Origin of the sequence: Polaribacter sp. R2A056_3_33, assembly GCF_019278485.1 — a bacterium.
GTDB lineage: Bacteria > Bacteroidota > Bacteroidia > Flavobacteriales > Flavobacteriaceae > Polaribacter.
Map to the genome: position 1 here is coordinate 2504755 of NZ_CP058984.1, position 24253 is coordinate 2529007.

General features: G+C 33.1%; 19 protein-coding genes and 2 tRNA genes. 15 read left to right on the forward strand and 6 right to left on the reverse strand.

All coding sequences use genetic code 11. From position 1 onward, the window contains the following. Window positions 1-3: 3 nt before the first annotated feature. The 5 genes from gltB to H0I29_RS10445 all read right to left on the reverse strand — a co-directional run bounded on the left by gltB (window position 4) and on the right by H0I29_RS10445 (window position 8780). Window positions 4-4515 (reverse strand): glutamate synthase large subunit, encoded by a 4512-nt coding sequence (gene gltB, locus H0I29_RS10425; RefSeq protein ID WP_218752232.1) that lies wholly within the window; start codon window positions 4513-4515, stop codon window positions 4-6. Window positions 4516-4731: 216 nt separating this feature from the next. After that, window positions 4732-5973: an ammonium transporter gene (locus tag H0I29_RS10430; protein WP_218752233.1), complete on the reverse strand. Its 1242-nt coding sequence runs from the start codon at window positions 5971-5973 to the stop codon at window positions 4732-4734. Between the two features lie 7 nt (window positions 5974-5980). Further along, the gene (locus tag H0I29_RS10435) at window positions 5981-6331 is read right to left on the reverse strand and encodes a P-II family nitrogen regulator (protein WP_218732701.1); all 351 of its coding nucleotides are present in this window, start codon (window positions 6329-6331) and stop codon (window positions 5981-5983) included. 123 nt (window positions 6332-6454) lie between these two features. Beyond that, the gene (locus H0I29_RS10440) at window positions 6455-7744 is read right to left on the reverse strand and encodes an ammonium transporter (RefSeq protein WP_218752234.1); all 1290 of its coding nucleotides are present in this window, start codon (window positions 7742-7744) and stop codon (window positions 6455-6457) included. Window positions 7745-7787: 43 nt separating this feature from the next. Further along, entirely contained in the window at window positions 7788-8780 is a 993-nt protein-coding gene (locus H0I29_RS10445) for an outer membrane beta-barrel protein (protein ID WP_218752235.1), read from the reverse strand. A 278-nt stretch (window positions 8781-9058) separates the two neighbouring features. On the opposite strand from H0I29_RS10445, the gene H0I29_RS10450 reads away from it, so the two are divergent. Further along, on the forward strand, window positions 9059-9841 hold the full coding sequence (locus tag H0I29_RS10450; RefSeq protein WP_218752237.1) for a tRNA pseudouridine(38-40) synthase TruA: 783 nt from the start codon (window positions 9059-9061) through the stop codon (window positions 9839-9841). A 213-nt stretch (window positions 9842-10054) separates the two neighbouring features. On the opposite strand, the gene H0I29_RS10455 is transcribed toward H0I29_RS10450, so the two are convergent. Beyond that, complete coding sequence (locus H0I29_RS10455) at window positions 10055-11197, reverse strand: acyl-CoA dehydrogenase (RefSeq protein WP_218752238.1); 1143 nt, start codon at window positions 11195-11197, stop codon at window positions 10055-10057. A gap of 92 nt (window positions 11198-11289) precedes the next feature. Between H0I29_RS10455 and H0I29_RS10460 the strand changes: the two genes are divergently transcribed. The 14 genes from H0I29_RS10460 to H0I29_RS10525 all read left to right on the forward strand — a co-directional run bounded on the left by H0I29_RS10460 (window position 11290) and on the right by H0I29_RS10525 (window position 24166). Further along, a complete protein-coding gene (locus H0I29_RS10460; RefSeq protein WP_218752239.1) occupies window positions 11290-12354 on the forward strand; it encodes an anhydro-N-acetylmuramic acid kinase in 1065 nt (354 codons plus the stop codon). Window positions 12355-12589: 235 nt separating this feature from the next. Continuing rightward, a complete protein-coding gene (locus H0I29_RS10465; RefSeq protein WP_218752240.1) occupies window positions 12590-13822 on the forward strand; it encodes a Glu/Leu/Phe/Val dehydrogenase dimerization domain-containing protein in 1233 nt (410 codons plus the stop codon). A gap of 266 nt (window positions 13823-14088) precedes the next feature. Further along, window positions 14089-14778 (forward strand): MotA/TolQ/ExbB proton channel family protein, encoded by a 690-nt coding sequence (locus H0I29_RS10470; protein WP_218732708.1) that lies wholly within the window; start codon window positions 14089-14091, stop codon window positions 14776-14778. Between the two features lie 36 nt (window positions 14779-14814). Then, window positions 14815-15207: a biopolymer transporter ExbD gene (locus H0I29_RS10475; protein WP_165733012.1), complete on the forward strand. Its 393-nt coding sequence runs from the start codon at window positions 14815-14817 to the stop codon at window positions 15205-15207. A 1-nt stretch (window position 15208) separates the two neighbouring features. Then, window positions 15209-16087: an energy transducer TonB gene (locus tag H0I29_RS10480; RefSeq protein WP_218752241.1), complete on the forward strand. Its 879-nt coding sequence runs from the start codon at window positions 15209-15211 to the stop codon at window positions 16085-16087. A 17-nt stretch (window positions 16088-16104) separates the two neighbouring features. Beyond that, complete coding sequence (locus tag H0I29_RS10485; RefSeq protein WP_218752242.1) at window positions 16105-17313, forward strand: folylpolyglutamate synthase/dihydrofolate synthase family protein; 1209 nt, start codon at window positions 16105-16107, stop codon at window positions 17311-17313. Between the two features lie 59 nt (window positions 17314-17372). After that, a tRNA-Val gene (locus H0I29_RS10490) sits at window positions 17373-17450 on the forward strand. A gap of 123 nt (window positions 17451-17573) precedes the next feature. Further along, a tRNA-Val gene (locus H0I29_RS10495) sits at window positions 17574-17651 on the forward strand. 119 nt (window positions 17652-17770) lie between these two features. Next, window positions 17771-18757 (forward strand): SDR family oxidoreductase, encoded by a 987-nt coding sequence (locus tag H0I29_RS10500; RefSeq protein WP_218732711.1) that lies wholly within the window; start codon window positions 17771-17773, stop codon window positions 18755-18757. After that, entirely contained in the window at window positions 18754-20037 is a 1284-nt protein-coding gene (locus H0I29_RS10505) for a nucleotide sugar dehydrogenase (protein ID WP_218752243.1), read from the forward strand. Before H0I29_RS10500 ends, H0I29_RS10505 begins: the two co-directional genes overlap by 4 nt. A 4-nt stretch (window positions 20038-20041) precedes the next feature. Next, complete coding sequence (locus tag H0I29_RS10510) at window positions 20042-20974, forward strand: Gfo/Idh/MocA family protein (RefSeq protein ID WP_218752244.1); 933 nt, start codon at window positions 20042-20044, stop codon at window positions 20972-20974. A 120-nt stretch (window positions 20975-21094) separates the two neighbouring features. Further along, a complete protein-coding gene (gene wecB, locus H0I29_RS10515) occupies window positions 21095-22216 on the forward strand; it encodes a non-hydrolyzing UDP-N-acetylglucosamine 2-epimerase (RefSeq protein WP_218752246.1) in 1122 nt (373 codons plus the stop codon). After that, a complete protein-coding gene (gene wecC / locus H0I29_RS10520; protein ID WP_218752247.1) occupies window positions 22216-23430 on the forward strand; it encodes a UDP-N-acetyl-D-mannosamine dehydrogenase in 1215 nt (404 codons plus the stop codon). The genes wecB and wecC overlap by 1 nt, the downstream gene beginning before the upstream one ends. 304 nt (window positions 23431-23734) lie before the next feature. After that, window positions 23735-24166 carry an adenylyltransferase/cytidyltransferase family protein gene (locus H0I29_RS10525; protein ID WP_025562360.1) on the forward strand — a complete coding sequence of 144 codons (432 nt, stop codon included), beginning with the start codon at window positions 23735-23737 and terminating at the stop codon, window positions 24164-24166. Window positions 24167-24253 lie beyond the last annotated feature (87 nt).

Consider the following 24253-nt stretch of genomic DNA (forward strand, 5'->3'; position numbering starts at 1 on the left):
ACATTATGCTATTGTTAGTTCTTCGAACATTGGTTCTTCTGTTTCTATACGTTTTAAGGCTTTCTTGTATTCAGTTGGCATTACTTTTACAAAGTTTTTTAAACTTGTGTCCCAATCTGCTAACAATTCTGCACCTTTTTTACTGTCTGTATATAAAACATGTTTTTCTATTGTTGCTTTTAATTCGGCAGCAACTTCTTCAGAGATTTCTTCGAACTCAATAGTTTCTGTATTACAAAGTCCGTTTATAAATGTATTGTTAGGGTCATATACATAAGCGATACCACCACTCATACCTGCAGCAAAATTTCTACCTGTTTTACCTAAAACAACTACTTTACCACCGGTCATGTATTCACAACAGTGATCTCCAACTCCTTCTACAACTGCTGTTGCACCAGAGTTACGAACTGCAAAACGTTCTCCTGCAATTCCGTTTATATACGCTTCACCGGCTACGGCCCCAAACATACAAACGTTACCAACAATAATATTGTTTTCTGCTAAAAAGTCTGCTTTTGCTGGTTTCTTAATAATTAATTTGGCTCCAGATAAACCTTTACCTAGATAATCATTAGTGTTACCATCTAAGATAAATGTTAATCCATGAGCACCAAATGCTCCAAAACTTTGACCTGCAGATCCTGTAAAGTTGATGTTTAACGTGTCTTCTGGTAAACCTAAGTGACCATAGATTTTAGAGATTTCATGACTTACAATGGCTCCAACAGTACGATTTGTATTTTTAATTGGATATGCTAAATTCATTTTTTCTTTTCTATATAAAGCTCTGTGAGAATCTTTTAATATAGTAAAGTCTAAAACTCCTTCTAAGTTGTGGTCTTGCTTTTCAGTATTCTTAACAATCATGCTTCTATAAGCAGTTGGTCTGTGTAAAATACTAGATAAATCTAAACCTTTTGCTTTATAGTGATTTATTGCTTTGTTTGCGTTAATTTTATGAGTCTGGCCCACCATTTCATCTAGTGTTCTAAAACCTAGTTGCGCCATAATTGCTCTTAATTCTTCTGCAATATAGAAGAAGAAGTTAATTACGTGTTCTGGTGTTCCTTTAAAGTTTTTACGTAACTCTTTATCTTGAGTAGCAATACCAACCGGACAAGTGTTTAAGTGACATTTACGCATCATGATACAACCTGAAGCAACTAAAGGAGCGGTTGCAAAACCAAACTCTTCAGCACCTAGTAAAGCTGCAATAGCAACATCACGACCTGTTTTTAATTGTCCGTCACATTCTACAACAATTCTACTTCTTAAATCATTAAGAACTAAAGTTTGTTGTGCTTCAGCTAAACCAAGTTCCCAAGGTAAACCAGCGTGTTTTAATGAGGTAAGAGGAGATGCTCCGGTACCACCATCGTAACCAGCAATTAGTACAACATCTGCTTTTGCTTTGGCAACACCTGCAGCAATAGTACCAACACCAACTTCAGAAACTAACTTTACGTTAATTCTAGCGTCTCTGTTTGCGTTCTTTAAATCGTAGATTAATTGTGCTAAATCTTCAATAGAATAAATATCGTGGTGTGGAGGAGGAGAAATCAATCCAACAAAAGGAGTTGAGTTTCTTGCAGCTGCAATCCAAGGTAAAACTTTGGCTCCGGGTAATTGACCACCTTCACCAGGTTTGGCTCCTTGAGCCATTTTAATTTGTATTTCTTTTGCGCTTGATAGGTAATGAGAAGTTACTCCAAATCTACCAGAAGCTACTTGCTTAATGGCAGAGTTTCTGCTGTCTCCATTAATATCCTTTTGAAAACGTTTTCTGTCTTCACCACCTTCACCAGAATTAGATTTCCCTCCAATTCTATTCATGGCAATCGCTAAATTTTCATGTGCTTCTCTAGAGATAGATCCATAAGACATGGCACCCGTTTTAAAACGTTTTACAATGTCTGTCCAAGGTTCTACTTCTTCTAATGGAATAGGGTCTAAGTTATCGAACTGAAACAAACCACGAATTGTCATTAAACTTTCTGACTGTTCGTTGATTGTTTTGGCGTATACATCATAACTCGCTTGATCACTTAAACGTACAGCTTGCTGTAATTTTGCAACTGTTGTTGGATTAAATAAGTGGCGTTCACCATTTCTTCTCCATCTGTAATCTCCACCAACATTTAAGCCTAAGTTTTTGTCAATTTGATTGTCTGGATATGCTTGTTTATAGCGTTGATCAATTTCTTTTTCAACTTCATATAAACCAATACCTTCAATTCTTGAGGCTGTATAAGGGAAGTATTTTTCTACAAATTGCGAGTTAAAACCTACAATTTCGAAAATTTGAGAACCTCTATAAGAATGTAGTGTAGAGATTCCAATTTTGTTCATTACTTTTAAAATTCCTTTACCAATCGCTTGGTTGAAATTATCTACAGCTTTTTGCTCGTCCATACCAGTTATGAAGCCTTCTTTAACTTGCATTCTGATAATTTCATTAACCATATATGGGTTTACAGCACTAGCGCCATAACCAAATAAAGTTGCAAAATGATGTGGTTCACGTGGTTCTGCAGATTCAATAATAATATCGAAATAAGAACGCTTACGTAAACGGTTTAATTGATGATTTACAAAAGAACATGCTAATAAAGCAGGAATAGGAGCAAACTCTTGGTTTACACCACGGTCAGATAATATAATGATGTTATTTTTTTCTTCAATTGCTTTTTCAACCTGAATAACAATTGCGTCTAAAGCATCCTCAAGTCCGTTTAATCCTTGTGCTTTTGGATATAAAATTTCAATAGTTTTTGCTTTGAAACTTTCAATATCTATATTTCTTATTTTTTCTAAATCGGCATTAGAAATAACAGGGTTCTGAATTCTTAATTTTCTACACTGTCTGTTTGTAATGCTGAAAATATTTCTATCTTTTCCTAAATTTAAACTAATATCAGTTACAATTTCTTCACGAATACCATCTAAAGGTGGGTTGGTAACTTGTGCGAAAAGTTGTTTAAAGTAGTTTGAGATTAATTGGGGTCTGTCTGATAAAACGGCTAAAGGTGTATCAATTCCCATTGATCCTAAAGCTTCTTTACCAACAATTGCCATTGGTGTAATTACTTCTTGAATATCTTCAAAAGTATAATTAAATAAACGTTGACGCGTTTTTACATCAATGGTTTCAATTGGGCAAGTTTCACCATTATAAGGAACATCTTTTAAGTGTAAACGAGATTTGTCTAGCCATTCTTGATATGGTCTTTCAGAAACAATTTTACTTTTTATTTCTTCATCCTGAATAATTCTACCTTCATTCATGTCTACCAAGAACATTTTTCCTGGTTCCAATCTTCCGTGTTCTTTTACATCTTCAGGGGCAACATCTACAACGCCAATTTCTGATGACATAATTAAGCTACCACTTTTTGTAACCGTATATCTAGATGGTCTTAAACCATTTCTATCTAATAAGGCTCCAATATAATCTCCATCTGTAAAAGGTACAGAAGCAGGTCCATCCCAAGGCTCCATAATACAGCCGTTGTATTCGTAAAAAGCTTTACGCTCTTTAGACATGGTTTTATGTTTTTCCCAAGCTTCTGGAATCATCATCATCATAATTTCTGGTAATGAACGACCGGTGTGAGTTAATAGCTCAACAACCATATCCATAGAAGCAGAATCTGATTTTCCTGGTAATATAATTGGGAATAATTTGTCTATTTGTGGTCCAAAAACATCACTTTTCATGATTTCTTCTCGAACTCTCATTCTACTAACGTTACCACGTAAAGTGTTAATTTCACCGTTCTGACACATGTGTCTAAATGGTTGTGCTAACTCCCAAGTTGGCATTGTATTGGTAGAAAAACGTTGGTGTACTAATGCCAAACGTGTTACTAAATCTATTTCTTGTAAATCTTTATAGTAAGGTCCAATATCTTCTGGCATAATAATACCTTTGTAGATAATTGTAGTGATAGATAAACTTGGAATATAAAAATATTTGCTTTCAGAAATTTTAGATTTTCTGATGGTGTGTTCTGCTATTTTTCTAGCAGCATATAATTTAGCTTTAAAGGTAGCTTCATCAATTTCATCTGTTTTACCTATAAATAATTGTTCAATATTAGGTTCTGATGCTAAAGCAATTTCTCCTAATTGAGAAGGGTCTACAGGAACTTCTCTCCATCCTAAAATGGCAAGTCCTTGTTGTTTTATTTCTTTTTCAAATGTGGTTTTACAGAAATTATATTGGTTGTCTACTTTTGGAAGAAACACCATTCCAACAGCATATTCGCGTTGTTCGGGTATAGGAAAATTACAGACTCGTTTAAAGTAGTCGTGAGGTATGTCTATTAAAATTCCAGCTCCATCTCCTGTCTTTCCATCTGCACTAACACCTCCTCTATGTTCTAGTTTTACTAGAATTTCTAGGGCGTCATGTATAATTTGATTTGTTTTATCTCCATTCAAATTACAGATAAAACCAGCACCGCAATTTTCGTGTTCAAACTCTGGTAAGTATAATCCTTGTTTCTCCATATTGTGTTCAATTATATATACAAATCTATGTATTTTATTGAAAAGGATTCAGTATTCTCGCTGTTTTAATGTGATTTTTATGATGAAAACAATAAAACCGTGTAAAAAAATTACTTATGACAATCTAAGGGAATTTTATTATCATATTCATAAAATAAGAAAAAAGTCCACAAATTTTTAAATTTGCAGACTTTTAACGTCATTTTAATTAAGTGACTAGTGCTCGTTTAAACGAAAATCAGGGTATGCATCCATACCGTGTTCATGAACATCTAATCCTTCTAATTCTTCTTTTTCACTAACTCTAATTCCCATTGTTTTCTTTAGAGTGTATATAATGATAAACGAAGTTACTAAGCAAAATACTGCATAAGAAGCTACTCCGATTAGTTGGCTAATAAATTGATCTACACCTGCAAGGTTACCAAATAAACCTACTGCTAAGGTTCCCCAAATACCACATATTAAGTGAACAGCAATAGCACCAACTGGGTCATCTAATTTTAATTTATCTATTAGGCTAACCGCAAAAACAATAATTACACCAGCAATAGCGCCAATTAAAATAGCGTCTGTAGGAGACATTTGATCTGCTCCCGCGGTAATACCAACTAATCCTCCTAAAATACCATTTAAGAACATTGTTAAATCTAAATTTTTATACATTATAGTAGAAACGATAGCGGCTACAACTCCACCTGCAGCTGCAGATAAACAGGTAGTTACTAAAGTTAAAGATGTTAATCCAGGATCTGCAGATAAAACAGAACCACCATTAAAACCAAACCATCCTAACCAAAGTATTAAAACACCAGCGGTTGCTAAAGGTATGTTATGACCAGGGATTGCTTGTATTTCTCCTTTTTTGAATTTTCCTATTCTAGCTCCTAATAAGCAAACAGCTACTACAGCTGCCCATCCACCAACGGAGTGTACTAATGTAGATCCTGCAAAATCGTAAAAAGGTGTTGATAATTGATCTAAAAATCCACCACCCCATTTCCAAGAACCTGCAACTGGGTAAACGATACCTACGTATATTACGGCGAATATCATAAATGGAAGTATTTTCATTCTTTCGGCAACAGCACCAGAAACTATGGTTGCAGCAGTTGCAGCAAACATTCCTTGAAATAAGAAATCAGTCCAGTAAGTGTAACCTTCATTGTAAGTAAGGTCTAAAGCGCCTTCTGCTGTTAATGGAGATGATAGTCCAAATCCTGCAAAACCAAAAATTCCAGATGAACCTTCTGCGAAGCCAGGGTACATTAAATTGAAACCTACTAATGCATATAGTAAAAGTCCGGTTGTGATGATGAATATATTTTTAAAAAGAATGTTAAGTGTGTTTTTCTGTCTTGTTAAACCAATTTCTAAAAATGCAAAACCTAAATGCATAAAGAAAACTAGTGCTGTACAGATCATCATCCATACATTGTTAATTGTTAATAATTCCATGTGTTTTTTATTTTGATTTTTTCTTTAAAGTTTCACCACCTTTTTCTCCGGTTCTTATTCTGTATACTTCCGTTACGTCTGATACGAAAATCTTACCATCACCAACATCTCCTGTGGCAGCCGATTTAAGTAAAGCGTCTATGGTTATTTGTTCAAAATCATCATTTACTACTATGGATACGTGTCTACGTTGTATGTCGCTAGTGCTATAGCTTACGCCTCTGTATACGTGTCCTTCTTTTTCGTTTCCTAAACCAGTAACGTCCCAATAAGAAAAGAAATTTACATCTACTGCGTGTAATGCTTCTTTTACAGCGCTGAATTTGGATTTTCTTATAATCGCTTCTATTTTTTTCATGATATAGTTAATTGTTAATTATTTATTTAGTTTATTCTTTTTTGTATGAAAATCACATAACTTACTTTAGCAAGTTATGTGATTTTTTAAGAATAATAATAACTAAACTGTTTTTTTGATATTTTATTTATCGTCAAATTCTCTTTGTCTAACTCCTGGGTATGCGATAGATCCGTGTTCATGAACATCCAATCCTTCGATTTCTACCTCTTTACTTACACGTAATCCCATTGTTGCTTTTAAGATTCCAAGAACAATAAATGATAAACCAATTGCCCAAGCAGCGTATGCTAATACTCCAGTTGCTTGAACTCCTAATTGACCAGCGCCACCACCATTGAATAATCCAATAGCTGTGTCTCCGTCAACTCCCCAAAGACCAATAACTAAAGTTCCCCATGCACCGGCAACACCGTGTACAGAAGCGGCTCCAATAGCATCGTCAATTTTTAATTTCTTTTCTATAAATTCAATTGCAAATACTACAAGAATACCTCCAATTAAACCTGCTAATACAGCACCTCCGGCAGTCATGTTACCACAACCGGCAGTAATGCTAACTAATCCTGCAAGTACACCATTTAAAGTTTGACCTAAGTTTGGTTTACCGTACCAGATCCAAGTAGTTATTAATGCTCCTAATCCACCAGCAGCAGCTGATAAGTTTGTGATTAATACTACGTTTGATGCAGCAATTGAGTCAGCGCCACCCCAAGCTAGTTGAGATCCACCATTAAAACCAAACCATCCAAACCAAAGGATAAATACACCTAAAGTTGCTAATATTTGATTATGACCAGGAATAGGTAATACTTTTCCGTCTACATATTTTCCAATTCTTGGACCTACCATAAAAGCGGCAACTAAAGCAGCCCATCCACCAACAGAGTGTACAATTGAAGAACCTGCAAAATCGATGAATCCCATTTCTGTTAACCATCCGCTACCTTGCCATTGCCATCCTCCAGAAATTGGATAAATAACAGCAGTCATTACAATAGAGAAAATAATGTATGTAGAGTATTTTGTTCTACCTGCAATTGCACCAGAAACTATAGTTGCAGTTGTTGCAGCAAACATAGTTTGGAAAAATAAATCTGCTCCTTCGCCTTGAAATAAACCGCTCCAGAAGAACCATCCGTTAGAAGTGTCTCCGTACATTAAAGAGTATCCTACTAACCAAAATGTTAATGAGCCTACACATATATCTAATAAATTTTTCATTGCAATGTTAACTGCATTCTTAGATCTTGTCATTCCAGATTCTACTAATGTAAATCCTGCTTGCATTAAGAATACTAAGATACCTGCGATAAGCATCCAAAGCATTCCCATGTCTCCATTTATTTGTTCAACAGCTTTTGAAACTTCTGTTGCTGGAGCGTCTTGAAATAATGTTAAAAATAAACTCATATTTATATAGTGTTAGTTAGTGATGTATTTTGATGTTCTTTTCTTAGAAAGAGTATACTGCTGCTAAAGTAGCTCCAGTCATGTTTTTTTCTGATCCTACGAAACCAGGTATAATCATATCGTCTGAAGTGTCATATCTTATTTCTGGAATAATTTTTAAGCTTTCTGTTAAAGATAAGTTTCCTGTTAAAGTAAAAGCAGAAACATTTGTGTCTCCAGCTCCAGAAGTGTAAGTGAAAAATTCAGGTCTTAATCCTAGAGAAAATTTGTCTGAAAATGAGTTTTGTAAATATAGTGCAACACCTTGGTAACCTGCGTCAGCATCACTAGAGTTAGAATATGCAGCATTTAAACCTAAGTAGAATGATTCAGATAAATCAAAACCACCTGTATAGTCTAAGTATAATACGTCTGTAAAACCAAAACCATCAGAACCATAAGCTAAGTTAAAGTATTGACCTTTGTATCCTGTTTGAAATCCTAATTGATATTCGTCAGTTGGGTTAGATCCTGCGACAACTCCATGAGGATTTGTTAAAGCTAGCATAAAAGATAAATCTTCAGAAACAGCGTAATCTGCTTTTATACCTGTGTGAGAAAATGGACCTGCATTAAATAAATAAGATACAGAGTAGTTGAAGTTTCCTGCAGGAGAAATTACTTCGTAACCATAAAAAGTATTAAATTGTCCTAATGTTAGTGTTAATTTATCTGTTGCGTTATAGTAAGCATATAATTGATTGATTGCTCCTTCGTATGCGTTTGCTGCGTTTGCTCTAGGCCCGTAAGCTAAATCAGCAACAACTCCTGCTTTACCTTTTTCATAAGAAAAAATTGTATTTACCATACCTAAACCAAAGCCGTTTGCTGGGACATCAGATAAAACACCGACAGATCCTAAAGAGCCACTTTTAAGATTGCTACTGTGGTATACATCTACTGTACCGCTTAATGTAAAAGTTCCTTTGTCTTCGTTTTCTTGAGCTGTAGTTATTAGGCTAGTAGCTAATAATAATGTGAAAATTACTTTTTTCATAATGTTTGTTCTTTTAGTGTTAAGTGATTTTTATATATTAATTGAACTTGGTCAAAAGTAAATATTAAATTTAAACTGACAAGGGGGTGGTTTTTCAGAATAGGGTGTTTTTGATGTTGTACCCTCAAAAAAATAGGGTTTAAACTGAGATAACTTCATTTTATGGTTTTTGAAGGGTTTGAAATATCGGGTATGTAAAAATGTGTGTCATAATTTTAGGATATCCATAAAAATGTGCCTTTTGTGAAAAAAAATGCAATTATTGTATATTCGCACCTATGAAATATTCATTTTCTTATATAGTTAGGTTACAATTTCTTGGTTTCCGATTTTCAGGATGGCAAAAACAAACAAATGCTAAAACTTTGCACGATATGGTAGATAAAACCTTGTCTTTTGTTTTTGAAGAGATTAATTATAAGACCATTGGGGTAGGTAGGACGGATGCTAAAGTTTCTGCAAATACCTATTATATTCAGATGTTTACAGATAAAATAGTGAAGGAAGATACTTTTATAGCTTCTCTAAATGCTAATTTTTCTCCAGACTTTAGGGCGATTTCTATACAAAAGGTAGCTAGAGGTTTTAATGTAATTAATGCCCCGAAGATTAAAGAGTACCATTATTACTTCTCTTTTGGAGAGAAAAACCATCCTTTTTCTGCGCCTTTTATTGTAAATGTTGATGAAAATCTAGATTTAGAAACGATGCAAGAAGCGGCGAAGTTGTTTGTTGGTGAGCATTATTTTCATAAGTATTGTACAAGGCCTTCAGAAAAAACGATGTTTAAAAGAATAATTGACTCGTGTGAAATTATAGAGAACGATGTTTTAACGGCTAATTTTTTTCCAGAGACGTCTTATATATTTAAGGTGAGAGGTAAAGGTTTTTTGCGTTACCAGATTCGATTAATGATGGCGACGTTGTTTGAGGTTGGAAAAGGAAATTTAGATTTGCAATTTATTGAAGCTTCTTTAAAAGAAGATAATGATAGAAAGTATATGAGAAATAATGCACCTTCCTCTGGTTTGCAATTGTATGATATTGAGTTGGAGTTGTAAAAATGATAGTTTTCTTTTTGTAATTAGCGAAAGTTGTTAAGAGTGAATTTAGAATGACAAGGTTGGTTAACTAAAAAAGACCTGTGAGTGAGGTTTGGGGTTAGTGTAAAATAGTTTTAGATAGGAGGAGGGTTTGATCTGAAGGGTTGAGGCTAAAAGAAAAATCCATCTTAGGAGAAGATGGATTTTTGTACCTTATATATAAGGAGTGATTTAACCTTTGATAATTCCACGAGAAATTACAATTTTCTGAATCTCGGAAGTACCTTCATAAATCTGTGTAATTTTAGCGTCTCGCATTAAACGTTCTACATGGTAGTCTTTTACAAAACCATTTCCTCCGTGTATTTGAACCGCTTCTACGGTGTGTTCCATAGCTACTTTACTGGCGTAGAGTTTTGCCATTGCGCTAGACATGTCGTAGTTATTACCTTGGTCTTTGTCCCAAGCTGCTTTTGTAACCAACATTCTTGCTGCTTCTATTTCTGTGTGCATATCTGCTAATTTAAAAGCAATTGCTTGGTGATTGCAAATTTCAGTACCGAATGCTTTACGTTGTTTAGAGTATTTTAAAGCTAATTCGTACGCGCCAGCTGCAATACCTAAAGCTTGTGCTGCAATACCGATTCTTCCTCCAGAAAGAGTTTTCATAGCAAACTTAAAGCCAAAACCATCTTCTCCAATTCTGTTTTCTTTTGGTACTTTTACATCATTAAATTGTAATGTATGTGTGTCAGAGCCACGGATTCCTAATTTGTCTTCTTTTGGTCCTACGTGAAAACCTTCGGTTCCTTTTTCTACTATAAAAGCATTGATGCCTCTGTGTCCTTTTTCTCTGTCTGTTTGTGCAATTACTAAATACACATCTGCGCGACCACCGCTTGTAATCCAGTTTTTGGTTCCGTTAATGATGTAGTGGTCTCCTTTATCTATTGCAGTTGTTGCTTGAGATGTGGCATCAGATCCTGCTTCTGGTTCGCTTAAGCAAAATGCACCAACAAATTCTCCTGTTGCTAATTTGGTTAAGTATTTTTGTTTTTGCTCTTCATTGGCATATGCTTCTAGTCCGTAACAAACTAAAGAGTTGTTTACAGAAACGATGACAGATGCGGAAGCGTCAATTTTAGAAAGTTCTTCCATAATTAATACGTAAGAAATAGCATCCATGCCGCTTCCTCCGTATTTTGGATCTACCATAATTCCTAGAAAACCAAGATCCCCCATTTTTTTTACCAACTCATTTGGGAATTCTTGTTTATTGTCTCTTTCTATAACGCCTGGTAATAATTCTGTTTGCGCAAAGTCTCTTGCGGCATCTCGAATCATGATGTGTTCTTCTGTTAAGCTAAAATCCATCTGTATGTATATTTGTTATATTCGTAATATTTGATTCCAAAGATATCGATTTCGTAACATATTATCAATATGGTTTTATTATTTTTACAGATATGAATATAGGTGAAGTTTTTATAATAGGATTAATGTCTGGAACGTCTCTAGATGGTATCGATTTGGTGTATGTGAAGTTTGATAAAAATAAGTATCAAGATTTTAGTATTTTATACTCGAAAACTGTTTCGTATTCAGAGAAATGGAAAGCTACTTTACAAGATGCTATTCATTTTTCTTCGGATGATTTAAATATTTTAGATGTCGATTACGGAAAACTACTTGGTAAAGAGATTACTGCTTTTGTTGATGAGTTTCAGATTGAAAAAATCGATTTTATTGCATCTCATGGCCACACGGTTTTGCATCAACCAGAAAATGGAATTACACTTCAGGTGGGAGATGGGCAAACAATTGCAGATGCAACAGGTCAAAAAGTTATTTGTGATTTTAGAACACAAGATGTCAATTTAGGCGGACAAGGAGCGCCTTTGGTGCCAATTGGAGATGAGTTGCTTTTTTCTGATTACGATTATTGTTTAAATCTAGGTGGTTTTTCTAATATTTCCTTTCATGAGAATGGAAAAAGAATTGCGTATGATGTTTGTCCTGTGAATATTGTCCTGAATAAATATGCAAAGGAATTAGGTTTTGAATATGATGATAAAGGGCAAATTGCAGCAAACGGAACTTATTTAATGCAATTAGAGTCTGATTTAAGGTTGTTAGAGTATTATCAGCAAAAACCACCAAAATCTTTGGGTTTAGAATGGGTTCAAAAAGAAATTTTTCCAAGATTAGAATCGGTGAAACGAAAACCAGAAGATTTATTAAGAACATTTACAGATCATGTTGCTTGGGCGTTGGCAGAAGTGTTGCCTAAAAACGCAAGGGTTTTGGTTACTGGTGGCGGTGCTTTTAATGAGTATTTAATAAATAAAGTAAGGGAAGAAAAAGAAATAGATCTTATTGTTCCTGATCAGCAACTTATAAATTTTAAAGAAGCGCTTATTTTTGCTTTTTTAGGTTTGTTAAAAAGTGAAAATAAAGTAAATTGTTTAAGTTCTGTAACGGGTGCAAGCAAAGATCATTCTTCTGGAGAGGTTTTTTATCCGAAGTTATAAAATATGTATTTATAAAAGCGAGTGTTTCAAGTGGTTTTAGAAGTTAATTCTTATTAAAATAAAAAATTTGAGCAATCGTTTTTTTACTGTAAGTTTGTATAGTATCAGTATAATAAGAAATTAATAAAATTTTAAAATGAATCAACTTTAACTTTTCCCCTGAAGGGGATTTTATAGCAAAAATAAAATTGTTTGAAAAAACAAAAAGCAGAGTTCATCTATTTAAAATTTTATAATGAAAGAATTATTAAAAATATACGAAAATAAGCAACCGGAAATCGTTTTTAATTGGAAAGATCCAGAAACGGAAGCAGAAGGTTGGGTGGTTATTAACTCTTTAAGGGGCGGTGCTGCTGGCGGTGGTACAAGAATGCGTAAAGGGTTGAATATGAATGAGGTTTTGTCTCTAGCAAAAACAATGGAGGTAAAATTTACAGTTTCTGGTCCTGCAATTGGGGGAGCGAAATCTGGTATTAATTTTGATCCGAGCGATCCGAGAAAAAGAGGTGTTTTAGAACGTTGGTATAAAGCGGTTACGCCGTTGTTAAAACATTATTACGGAACCGGTGGAGATTTAAATGTTGATGCAGATAAAGATGTGATTCCGATTACAGAAAGTTGTGGTGTTTGGCATCCGCAAGAAGGAATTTTTAACGGACATTTTAAACCAACAGAAGCAGATAAAATAAATAGAATTGGTCAGTTACGTATGGGTGTAATTAAGGTGATTGAAGATAAAGCTTTTTCGCCAGATTTGTCTAGAAAATATACGGTTGCAGATATGTTAACTGGTTATGGAGTAGCAGAAGCAGTGAAACATTATTATGCTATTTATGGAGGAGAAATAGAAGGAAAAAGAGCAATTATTCAAGGGTTTGGAAATGTAGGTGCTGCGGCAGCTTATTATTTAACACAGTTGGGTGCTAAGGTTGTAGGAATTATTGATAGAGATGGAGGGGTTATAAGTGAAGAGGGATTTACGATGCAAGAAATGACTGCTTTGTTTTTGATGAAGAATGGAAATCAGTTAGTTTCTGGTGATATGATTCCTTTTGAAGAGATTAATGAAAAAATATGGAGTTTGCCTGCTGAGATATTTGTGCCAGCTGCAGCTTCGAGATTGGTTTCTCAAGATCAGGTTCAGCGTATGATAGACACAGGGTTAGAAGTGATTTCTCCGGGAGCAAATGTTCCGTTTGCAGACAAAGAAATTTTCTTTGGTCCAATTATGGAGTATACAGATAATCATTTAAGTTTATTGCCAGATTTTATTTCAAATTGTGGTATTGCAAGGGTTTTTGCGTATTTAATGGAAGCAAAAGTGGCTTTACCAATGCAGGATAAAGCAATTTTTAATGATACCTCAAATATTATAAAGAAAGCGTTGCAGAGAACTTTTAAAAGGAGTGCGTCTAAAACAAAAATTTGTTCAACTGCATTTGAAATTGCTTTAAAGCAATTAATTTAAAGTAAATAGTTAGATTTGTATTCTGAAATTCGGTTGTAGATTACAATAAAACGCTGTTGATTGGATGTTTTTATCAAAAGGCATTACAATTAACATGTTAGATGTTAATTGTAGAGTGCGCAGCGGGTTCGTAAATAAAATAATTTAAAGAATGTCATTTTGTATTATGGCATTTTTTTTGATGTAAAATAAAAGCGATTATTTTAAGTTGAAACAATTTAAAAATAGAAAGGTCGTTACTTAAATAGAACTTAAAATAGAATTAAATGTTGTTATTTTTTCAAGAGAATAAAGAAGTTTTAGAAGAGGTTGTTTCAGAAGAAAAAACACTTTCTATCTATAAATTAATTATGGATGGTGGTTTAGGAGGACAAATAATCTTAGCACTACTTTTTGTGTTGTTGGCTATTGCGATGTATATTTATTTTGAAAGATTCTTTGCTATAAAAGCAGCATCAAAAATGGATGAAAATTTTATGAATCAAATTAAGGATTTTGTTTCTAATGGGAAATTAGAGTCTGCAGATGCGCTTTGTAAAAGTAAAAATACACCAACAGCAAGATTAATTGGAAAAGGAATTTCTAGAATAGGAAAGCCTTTAGATGATATTAATACGGCTATTGAAACAGCAGGGAAGTTAGAGGTGTATCAGTTAGAGAAAAATGTAAGTGTTTTGGCAACGATTGCAGGTGCGGCACCAATGATTGGTTTTTTAGGAACTGTAATCGGTATGATTGTTGCGATTCATGAAATTGCAAATGCAGGTGGCCAAATAGATATTAAATTACTTTCCGATGGTTTGTATACTGCAATGACAACTACAGTTGGAGGGTTAATTGTGGGTATTATTGCGTACATAACTTATAATCATTTAGTGGTAAGAACAGATAAGGTAATTTATCAAATGGAAGCAAAATCTGTTGAGTTTTTAGATTTATTAAACGAGCCAGCATAAGTAGTTTTAAATTCAAAGTTTGAAAAATAATATTTTATGAATTTACGCGGAAGAAATAAAGTAGATCCTACATTCAATATGTCATCAATGACAGATATTGTTTTTCTATTGTTGATATTTTTTATGCTTACCTCTACGTTGGTTACTGTAAGTGCCATTGATGTTTTGTTACCAAAGGCAGGAGGGAAGACAGAGAATAATAAATCTGTTGCAGTATCTATCACAAATGAATCGTTGTTTTATATTGATAAAACAAAAGTGAGTTCAGCAAGTTTGGAAAGTGAAATTCTAAAAAGTGTTGGAGCGGATAAAAAGAAGACTATTATTATTAGAGGAGATAAAGATGTGCCTTATAAAAATGTAATGCAGGTAATTGATATTGCGAATAAGAACAAGTTAAAAATGATTTTAGCTGTAAAAGGCAAATAAAATGCAAATACTAAATACAACACATAAACGTAAATCTGCTGTAATTACAGCGGTTATTCTGGTGCTTATTATCTTCGGAATTCTAAATTACGGAATGCGTTATTTAGATCCTCCAGAAGAATATGGTTTGGCTATTAATTTTGGAACTTCAGAAGTTGGAAGTGGAGAACCAGTAGAAGATACAAAGAAAATTTCTGCTCCAGAAGTCGTTGAAGAGGAGGTTGAGGAAAAAGAGGTGGTTGAAGAAGTTGTAAAAGAAACTCCGCAAGAAGTAGTTAAAGAAGATATTATTACAGAAGAGACTTCTAAAGACGTTCCGGTTGTAGAAAAGATAAAAGAAGTAGTAAAAGAGCCTGTAAAAAAGGTTGTAGAAAAAAAGGTAGAAGTTGTAAAGCCGGTAGAAAAGGAAGTCGTAAAAGAAATTCCGAAAGAAAAACCAAAACCATCTAAAGCAACTCAAGATGCGTTAAATAATTTGTTAAATGGAAACTCTTCGGATGGAAAACCACAAGGAGAAGGAGATGATGCAAAGCCAGGTGTAAAAGGAAAAGAAACTGGAGATCCGGCTTCTTCTAAATACTATGGAAATACAGGAAGTGGTGATGGAGGTGATTATAATTTAGCGGGTAGAAGAGCGCTTTCTACACCAAAAGTTCAACCCGATTGTCAGGAAGAAGGGACTGTGGTGGTACAAATTCAAGTTAATAAAAATGGAAAAGTAATTTTTACAAAACCAGGATATAAAGGAAGTACTAATACAGCTCCTTGTCTACTTAAGGCAGCAAAAGAGGCAGCTCTAAGAACTACTTGGAATCCTGATGAAAAAGCACCCGCAAACCAAGTTGGGACAATTATTTATAAGTTTACCTTGTCTAAATAATCACGTATTTTTACAACATGAATTATCAACAAACATTAGATTGGATGTTTGCGCAATTACCTATGTATCAAAAAGAAGGTAAAACGGCATTCAAAAAAGATTTAACCAACACTTTAGCGCTTTCAAAAGAATTGGGTTTTCCAGAAAAAAAGTTTAAATCTATTCATGTTGGTGGTACTAACGGAAAAGGTTCTACAAGTCATATGTTAGCTTCTATTTTACAGGAAGCCGGTTATAAAGTAGGTTTGTATACTTCACCTCACTTAAAAAACTTTACCGAAAGAATTAGAATTAATGGAGTTGAAATTTCAGAAAAGAAAGTTTTATCCTTTATAAAACAACACAAATATTTTTTAGAAACACAAAGATTGTCCTTTTTTGAAATGACGGTAGGTTTGGCTTTTGATTATTTCGCAGAAGAAAAAGTAGACATTGCTATTATAGAAGTTGGTTTAGGAGGGAGATTAGATTCTACAAACATTATTACTCCAGAGGTTTCTGTAATTACGAACATCGGTTTAGATCATACGCAGTTTTTAGGAGAAACATTACCAGAAATTGCTTTTGAAAAAGCAGGTATTATTAAAAATAAGGTTCCGGTTGTAATAGGAGAAGAACAAGAAGCTGTAAAAAGTGTCTTTATCGCGAAAGCGGAAGCGTGCAAAGCGCCTATTTCTTTTGCTTCGGATGATGATAAAAATTACAAGACGGACTTATTGGGCGATTATCAGCAAAAAAATACAAAAACAGCTGTTGCGGCCATTCAAAAATTGACAGGTTTTAAAATATCAACAGAAAATATTGAAAAGGGATTATTGAATGTTGTAAAAAACACCAATTTAAAAGGTAGGTGGCAGATTTTACAAGAGAACCCAAAAGTAATTTGTGATACTGCTCATAATAAAGATGGGTTGCATATTGTGCTCAGTCAATTAAAAAAAGAAACCTTTAATAAGATACATTTTGTTTTAGGAGTAGTTTCAGATAAGAAATTAGAAGAGGTTTTACCACTTTTTCCAGAAGTAGCAGCGTACTATTTTTGTAAGCCAGATATTCCAAGAGGTATGTGTGAAGTTGTTTTGCAAGAACAAGCAAAAGAATTTGGTTTAATTGGAAAAAAATATCCTTCAGTAAAAGTTGCTTTTGAAGATGCGTTACTGAATGCAAATCAGGAAGATATCATTTATGTAGGAGGAAGTACTTTTGTTGTTGCTGAAATTATTTAAATAAAATATCATTTTTTACTTGGTAGAACTAAAATAAGTTTTATATTTGCAACCGCTTAGGGCAATTAGCTCAGTTGGTTCAGAGCATCTCGTTTACACCGAGAGGGTCGGGGGTTCGAATCCCTCATTGCCCACCAAAGCAAAATCCTTCACATTTATGTGAAGGATTTTTTGTTTTTAATAGATTTTTAAATAAAAATAAAATTATTTTTCATTTTGTTTGGTAGATCTAAATAAAGTATTATATTTGCAGCCGCTTAGGGCAATTAGCTCAGTTGGTTCAGAGCATCTCGTTTACACCGAGAGGGTCGGGGGTTCGAATCCCTCATTGCCCACCAAAGCAAAATCCTTCACATTTATGTGAAGGATTTTTTGTTTTTAATGGTTTTTGATAAAGAGTCCAATGATTCTTTTATTATATTTGTTTCTTTATAAAAAATAGCTAAAAGATTTCTTAATGGATATAAAATTGTCAGGAAAAAAGATACTTGTTACAGGAGGTGCTGGTTTTATCGGTTCTAATTTGTGCGAGGCTTTACTTGAAAAGAAGAATACAGTAGTTTGTTTAGATAATTTTTCTACAGGGAAAAGAGAGAATTTAGTTTCGCTTATAGAAAACCCAAATTTCACTTTAGTTGAAGGAGATATTAGAAATTTAGAAGATTGTATGTTGGCAGCTTCTGGTGTAGATTATGTTTTGCATCAAGCAGCTTTAGGTTCAGTTCCTAGATCTATAAAAGATCCTATTACAACAAATGACGTTAATGTTTCTGGTTTTCTAAATATGTTAGTCGCAGCAAGAGATAACAATGTAAAAAGATTTGTGTTTGCAGCAAGTTCTTCTACCTACGGAGATTCAGAATCGTTACCAAAAGTAGAAGATGTTATAGGGAAACCATTATCTCCTTATGCAGTTACCAAATATGTAAATGAATTGTATGCAGATGTTTTTGGTAAAACGTATGGCTTAGAAACAATTGGGTTAAGATATTTTAATGTTTTTGGAAGAAAGCAAGATGCTAACGGAGCGTATGCAGCAGTAATACCTAAGTTTGTAAATCAGTTTATGAGTTTAGAATCTCCTGTTATCAACGGAGATGGTTCTTTTTCTAGAGATTTTACATATATAGACAATGTTATTCAGGCAAACTTATTAAGTTTAGTTGCGGATAAAGAAGCTGCTAATGAAATTTATAATGTTGCCTTTGGAGATAGAAACACTTTAATCGATTTATGTGATTCTTTAAAAGAGTTTTTATCAAATTATAATCCAAAAATTAAGGATGTAGAAGTTGTTTTTGGTCCTAATAGGATTGGAGATATTCCGCATTCTCATGCAGATATATCAAAAGCTAAGAAATTATTAAATTATACCCCAGAGTTCTCTTTAAAAGAAGGATTAAAAGAATCGATAGATTGGTATTGGGAAAACTTAAATAAATGAGTAAAATTAAAATAGGTATTATTGGTTTAGGCTATGTTGGCTTACCATTAGCGAGGCTTTTTGCAACAAAATTTTCTGTTGTTGGTTTTGATATCAATCAAACTAGAATAGAAGAACTTGGGCAAGGAAAAGATGTTACTAGAGAGATTTCTAAAGAACTTTTAGATAAAGTAGTTCTTACCGAAAATAACAATGATGTAGGATTATTTTTTACATCAGAATTAGAAGATTTAAAGGATTGTAATTATTTTGTAGTTACGGTTCCTACGCCAGTAGATAAAAATAACAGACCTGTTTTAACGCCTTTAATAAAAGCGAGTGAAACTGTTGGAAGTGTTATTAAAAAAGGAGATATCGTAATTTATGAATCTACGGTGTATCCTGGTGCAACAGAAGAAGATTGTGTGCCTATTTTAGAAAGAGTTTCTGGTTTAGTGTTTAATAAAGACTTTTTTGTAGGATATTCTCCAGAAAGAATAAATCCGGGTGATAAAAAGCACACAGTAGAAAAAATATTAAAAGTTACTTCTGGCTCTACGAAAGAAGTTGGTGAAAAAGTGAATGATTTATATGCGTCTGTAATTACAGCAGGTACACATTTAGCGCCTTCAATAAAAGTTGCAGAAGCAGCAAAAGTAATCGAAAACTCTCAGAGAGATATTAATATTGCATTTGTAAATGAGTTGGCTAAGATTTTTGGGTTGATGGATATCAATACACAAGATGTTTTAGAAGCTGCAGGAACAAAATGGAACTTTTTACCTTTTAAACCAGGTTTAGTTGGTGGACATTGTATTGGTGTAGATCCTTATTATTTAGCTCAGAAAGCACAAGAATATGGCTATCATCCAGAAATTATTTTAGCAGGTAGAAGGGTCAATGACGGTATGGGTAGATATGTAGCATCGGAAGTTGCTAAGTTGATGATTCAGAGAGATATTGAAGTAAAAGGAGCTGAAGTTTTAGTTTTGGGAATCACTTTTAAAGAGAATTGTCCGGATGTTAGAAACACAAAGGCAGTCGATCTTATTTATGAATTAAAGGATTACGGAGCAAACGTAACTATTTTTGATCCTCATGCAAATTCAACCGAAGTTGAAAGAGAATATCAGTTAGCGTCTAGCATTGTTTTACCAAAAAAGAAATTTGATGCTGTCATTTTAGTTGTGGCACATAAAGAGTTTCTTAGTTTGGATTTTGCAGAACTTAAAAAAGAAAAATCAATTGTATACGATGTAAAGAATTTTTTAGATTCTAAACACGTAGATAAGTCACTATAAAGAAATGAAAAATTTTGCATTAATAGGTGCTGCAGGATATATTGCGCCAAGACATTTAAAAGCGATTAAGGAAACCAATAATCAGCTAATAGCAGCTTTAGATAAGTTTGATAGTGTTGGTGTAATGGATAGTTTTTTTCCGAAAGCAGATTTTTTTGTAGAATTCGAAAGATTTGATCGCCATATAGAAAAGTTAAAAAGAGGTGGTACACATTTAGATTATGTAAGTATTTGTACACCAAATTATTTACATGATTCTCATATTAGAATGGCTTTAAGAAGAGGAGCAGATGCTATTTGTGAAAAACCTTTAGTTTTAAATCCTTGGAATGTTGATGCTTTAAAAGATATCGAAAAAGAGTCTGGGCAAAAAATAAATACAATTTTACAATTAAGATTACATCCAAGTATTATTGCTTTAAAAAACAAAGTAGCGTTAGAAAATAAAGCAGGTAAATACGATGTAGATTTAACATATATTACTTCTAGAGGTAAATGGTATGATATTTCTTGGAAAGGAGATGAAAGTAAATCCGGAGGAATTGCAACAAACATTGGAGTCCATTTTTACGACATGCTTTCATGGATTTTTGGAGAAGTTCAAGAAAATATAGTGCATCTTAGAGAGAAAGATAAATCAGCGGGATATTTAGAGTTTAAAAATGCCAGAGTACGTTGGTTTTTATCAATTAATGAAGAAGATTTACCGCAAGAAATAAAAGAAAAAGGACAAAGAACTTTTAGATCCATCACTATAGATGATCAAGAATTAGAGTTTAGTGCTGGTTTTACAGATTTACATACCAAGAGTTACGAGCAAATATTAAAAGGAAACGGATTTGGATTGAAAGAGTCTGAAGAGTCTATTAAAATTGTTCATAATATTAGAAATACAGCGATTAGTACATTAGGAGAAAAGCACCTGTTTGTTAAGTAAAAAAGGATTTTCTAAATCAAAATCAGTTTATTTACAAGTATATCTAATTAGTCGTTACTAACTGTAAATATGTTTCCTTGAAAATGAAGGGATAACATCAAATTATTTTGAATAAAAATAATGAAAAAAAAGAATCTATTAATTTTCGGAACAAGACCAGAAGCTATTAAAATGGCACCTTTAGTAAATCAGTTTTTAGCTGATAAAAGGTTTGAAACAAAGGTTTGTGTTACAGGTCAACATAGAGAAATGTTAGATCAGGTTTTAAGTTTTTTTGATATTACTCCAGATTTCGATTTGTGTTTAATGAAGCCTAATCAGAATTTATACAACTTAACAGGAGAAGTAATTTCTGGGTTAAAACCAATTTTAGAATCATTTAATCCCGATTATGTTTTTGTGCATGGAGATACTACCACTACGATGGCAGCAAGTATCGCCGGTTTTTATTCCGGAGCAAAGGTTTGTCATGTAGAAGCTGGTTTAAGAACCCATAATATGTTGTCTCCTTTTCCGGAAGAAATGAATCGTCAGGTGGCAAGTAGAGTTGCTACATATCATTTTGCACCTACCATTAAATCAAAAGAAAATCTTTTAGGAGAAAATATATCCGAAGAAAATATTTTAATTACTGGAAACACGGTTATTGATGCTTTGTTAGAAAGTTCTAGTAGAGTAAGTAATTTGGATAATGAGGATGTTAAAGAAATTAAAAGTAAGATTAATTTTGATAAGAAAATCATTTTAGTAACAGGGCATAGAAGAGAAAATCACGGACAAGGATTTATAAATATTTGTGCTGCACTTAAAGAAATCGCACTTAATAATCCAAATGTAGAGGTTGTATATCCGGTTCATTTAAACCCGAATGTATTAAAGCCCGTAAATGAATTGTTAGGCGATGTTAGTAATATTCACTTGGTAAAACCATTATCATATCCATCCTTTGTTTGGTTGATGAATCAATCGTATTTAATAATCACAGATAGTGGAGGTGTTCAAGAAGAAGCACCTAGTTTAGGGAAACCTGTTTTAGTGATGCGAGATACCACAGAAAGACCAGAAGCTGTAGAAGCAGGAACTGTTATTTTAGTGGGTACAGATTGCAATAAGATTGTAAAGGAAACACAAGCGTTGCTAGATGATTCAAAAAAATATCAATCAATGAGTTCTTTACACAATCCGTACGGAGATGGAAAAGCGTGCAAAAGGATTATTGAATTTATTTTAAATTTAGAATAATGAAACAAGTAGAAGTTGTAACAGTAGGTTTAGGTTATATTGGTTTGCCTACATCAGCATTAATAGCACAAAACGGCATTCAAGTTCATGGTGTAGATGTTAATCAGCATGTGGTAGATACAATTAATCAAGGTAAAATACATATCATAGAGCCAAGTTTAGATATTGCTGTAGAAGAAGCTGTAAAAAAAGGTTTTTTAACTGCGGATATAAAACCAGTGGAAGCTGCTACTTATTTAATTGTGGTACCTACTCCTTTTAAAGGAAACCATGAGCCAGATATTTCTTATGTGGAATTGGCAACAAAGAATATTATTCCGTTTTTAAAAGAAGACGATTTATATATTATAGAATCTACTTCGCCAATTGGTACTACAGAAAAAATGAGAAGACTTATTTACGATGTAAGACCAGAGTTAAAAGATAAATTAAACATTGCCTATTGTCCGGAAAGAGTTTTGCCAGGAAATGTAATGCATGAATTGGTTTATAATGATAGAGTTATTGGAGGTGTAGATGAAAAATCTACCCAAAAAGCAATTCGTTTTTACAAACAATTTGTAAAAGGAGCGTTGCATGCTACAAATGCAAGAACGGCAGAAATGTGTAAGTTAACAGAGAATTCCTCTAGAGATGTACAGATTGCATTTGCCAATGAGCTCTCATTAATTTGTGATAAAGCGGATATAAATGTTTGGGAGTTAATTAATTTAGCAAATAAGCATCCAAGAGTTAATATTCTACAACCTGGTTGTGGAGTTGGAGGGCATTGCATTGCTGTAGATCCTTATTTTATTGTCTCAGATTACCCAATGGAATCTAAGATTATAGGTACGGCTCGTGAGGTAAATAATTACAAGTCTTTTTGGTGTGCAGAAAAGATTCAGAATGAGAAATTAAAATTTGAATTAAAGCATGGTAGAAAACCAAGTATTGCCTTAATGGGATTGGCTTTTAAACCAAATATTGATGATTTACGTGAATCTCCAGCAAAATATATTGCCCAAAAAGTTTTACAAAACACAAACAATGAAGAGTACTTTATTGTTGAACCTAATATTACCGAACATAATGTTTATAAAATTACAAATTATAAAGAAGCTTTTAAAAAGGCAGATATTATAGTTTATCTAGTTGCTCATAACGAATTTAAAACATTACCAACAGATAGTGATAAAGTTGTTTTAGATTTTTGTGGAATTATTAAATACTAAGCTCATTAAACTGTGCTAATTATTAAATAATTATTTTGAAGGAGTTTTGTTGGATTTTGTAGAATTTCATTGTTTTTTAAGTCTAAAGAGATTTATGGTTTTTATGATTTTTAAGTAGTATTATTTGCTGTGTTTAGAAAAGGTAAATCTCTTTTTTACTACTAATAAAATATATTTATGTAATTGTTAATTAGGAGTGTAGGTGTTTTTTTGTTTCATTAAAACTAAAGAAACTAAAGAAAAAACTAGTGTATATTAAATTATTAAATAATTAACATATATTTGCTCAAAAAAAAAGAAACTTATGAAAGTTGGGATAACCTTTAGTGCTTTTGATTTATTTCATGCAGGACATGTAAAAATGTTAGAAGATGCAAAAGAACAATGTGATTATTTAATTTGTGGTATACAGACAGATCCTACTTTAGATCGTCCTGAAAAGAATATGCCAGTACAGTCAGTCGTAGAAAGATACATTCAACTAAAAGGGTGTAAATACGTAGATGAGATTGTTCCTTATGCAACAGAACAAGATTTAGAAGATATTTTAAGATCTTTTAAAATAGATGTTAGAGTTATAGGAGATGAGTACGCTAGCAAACAATTTACAGGTAGAAAGTATTGTGAAGAAAAAGGAATCGACTTATACTTCAATAAAAGAGAACACCGTTTTTCTAGTAGTGGACTTCGTAAAGAGGTACAAGAAAAAGAGAATTTAAAAAAGAAAGAGAAATAAGTGTTTTACATATTCTGGTGAAAAGATTTCATTTTTAGAATGATTTAATATTTCGCCAATAATAGCGTGAAAACACCTATTTACCGT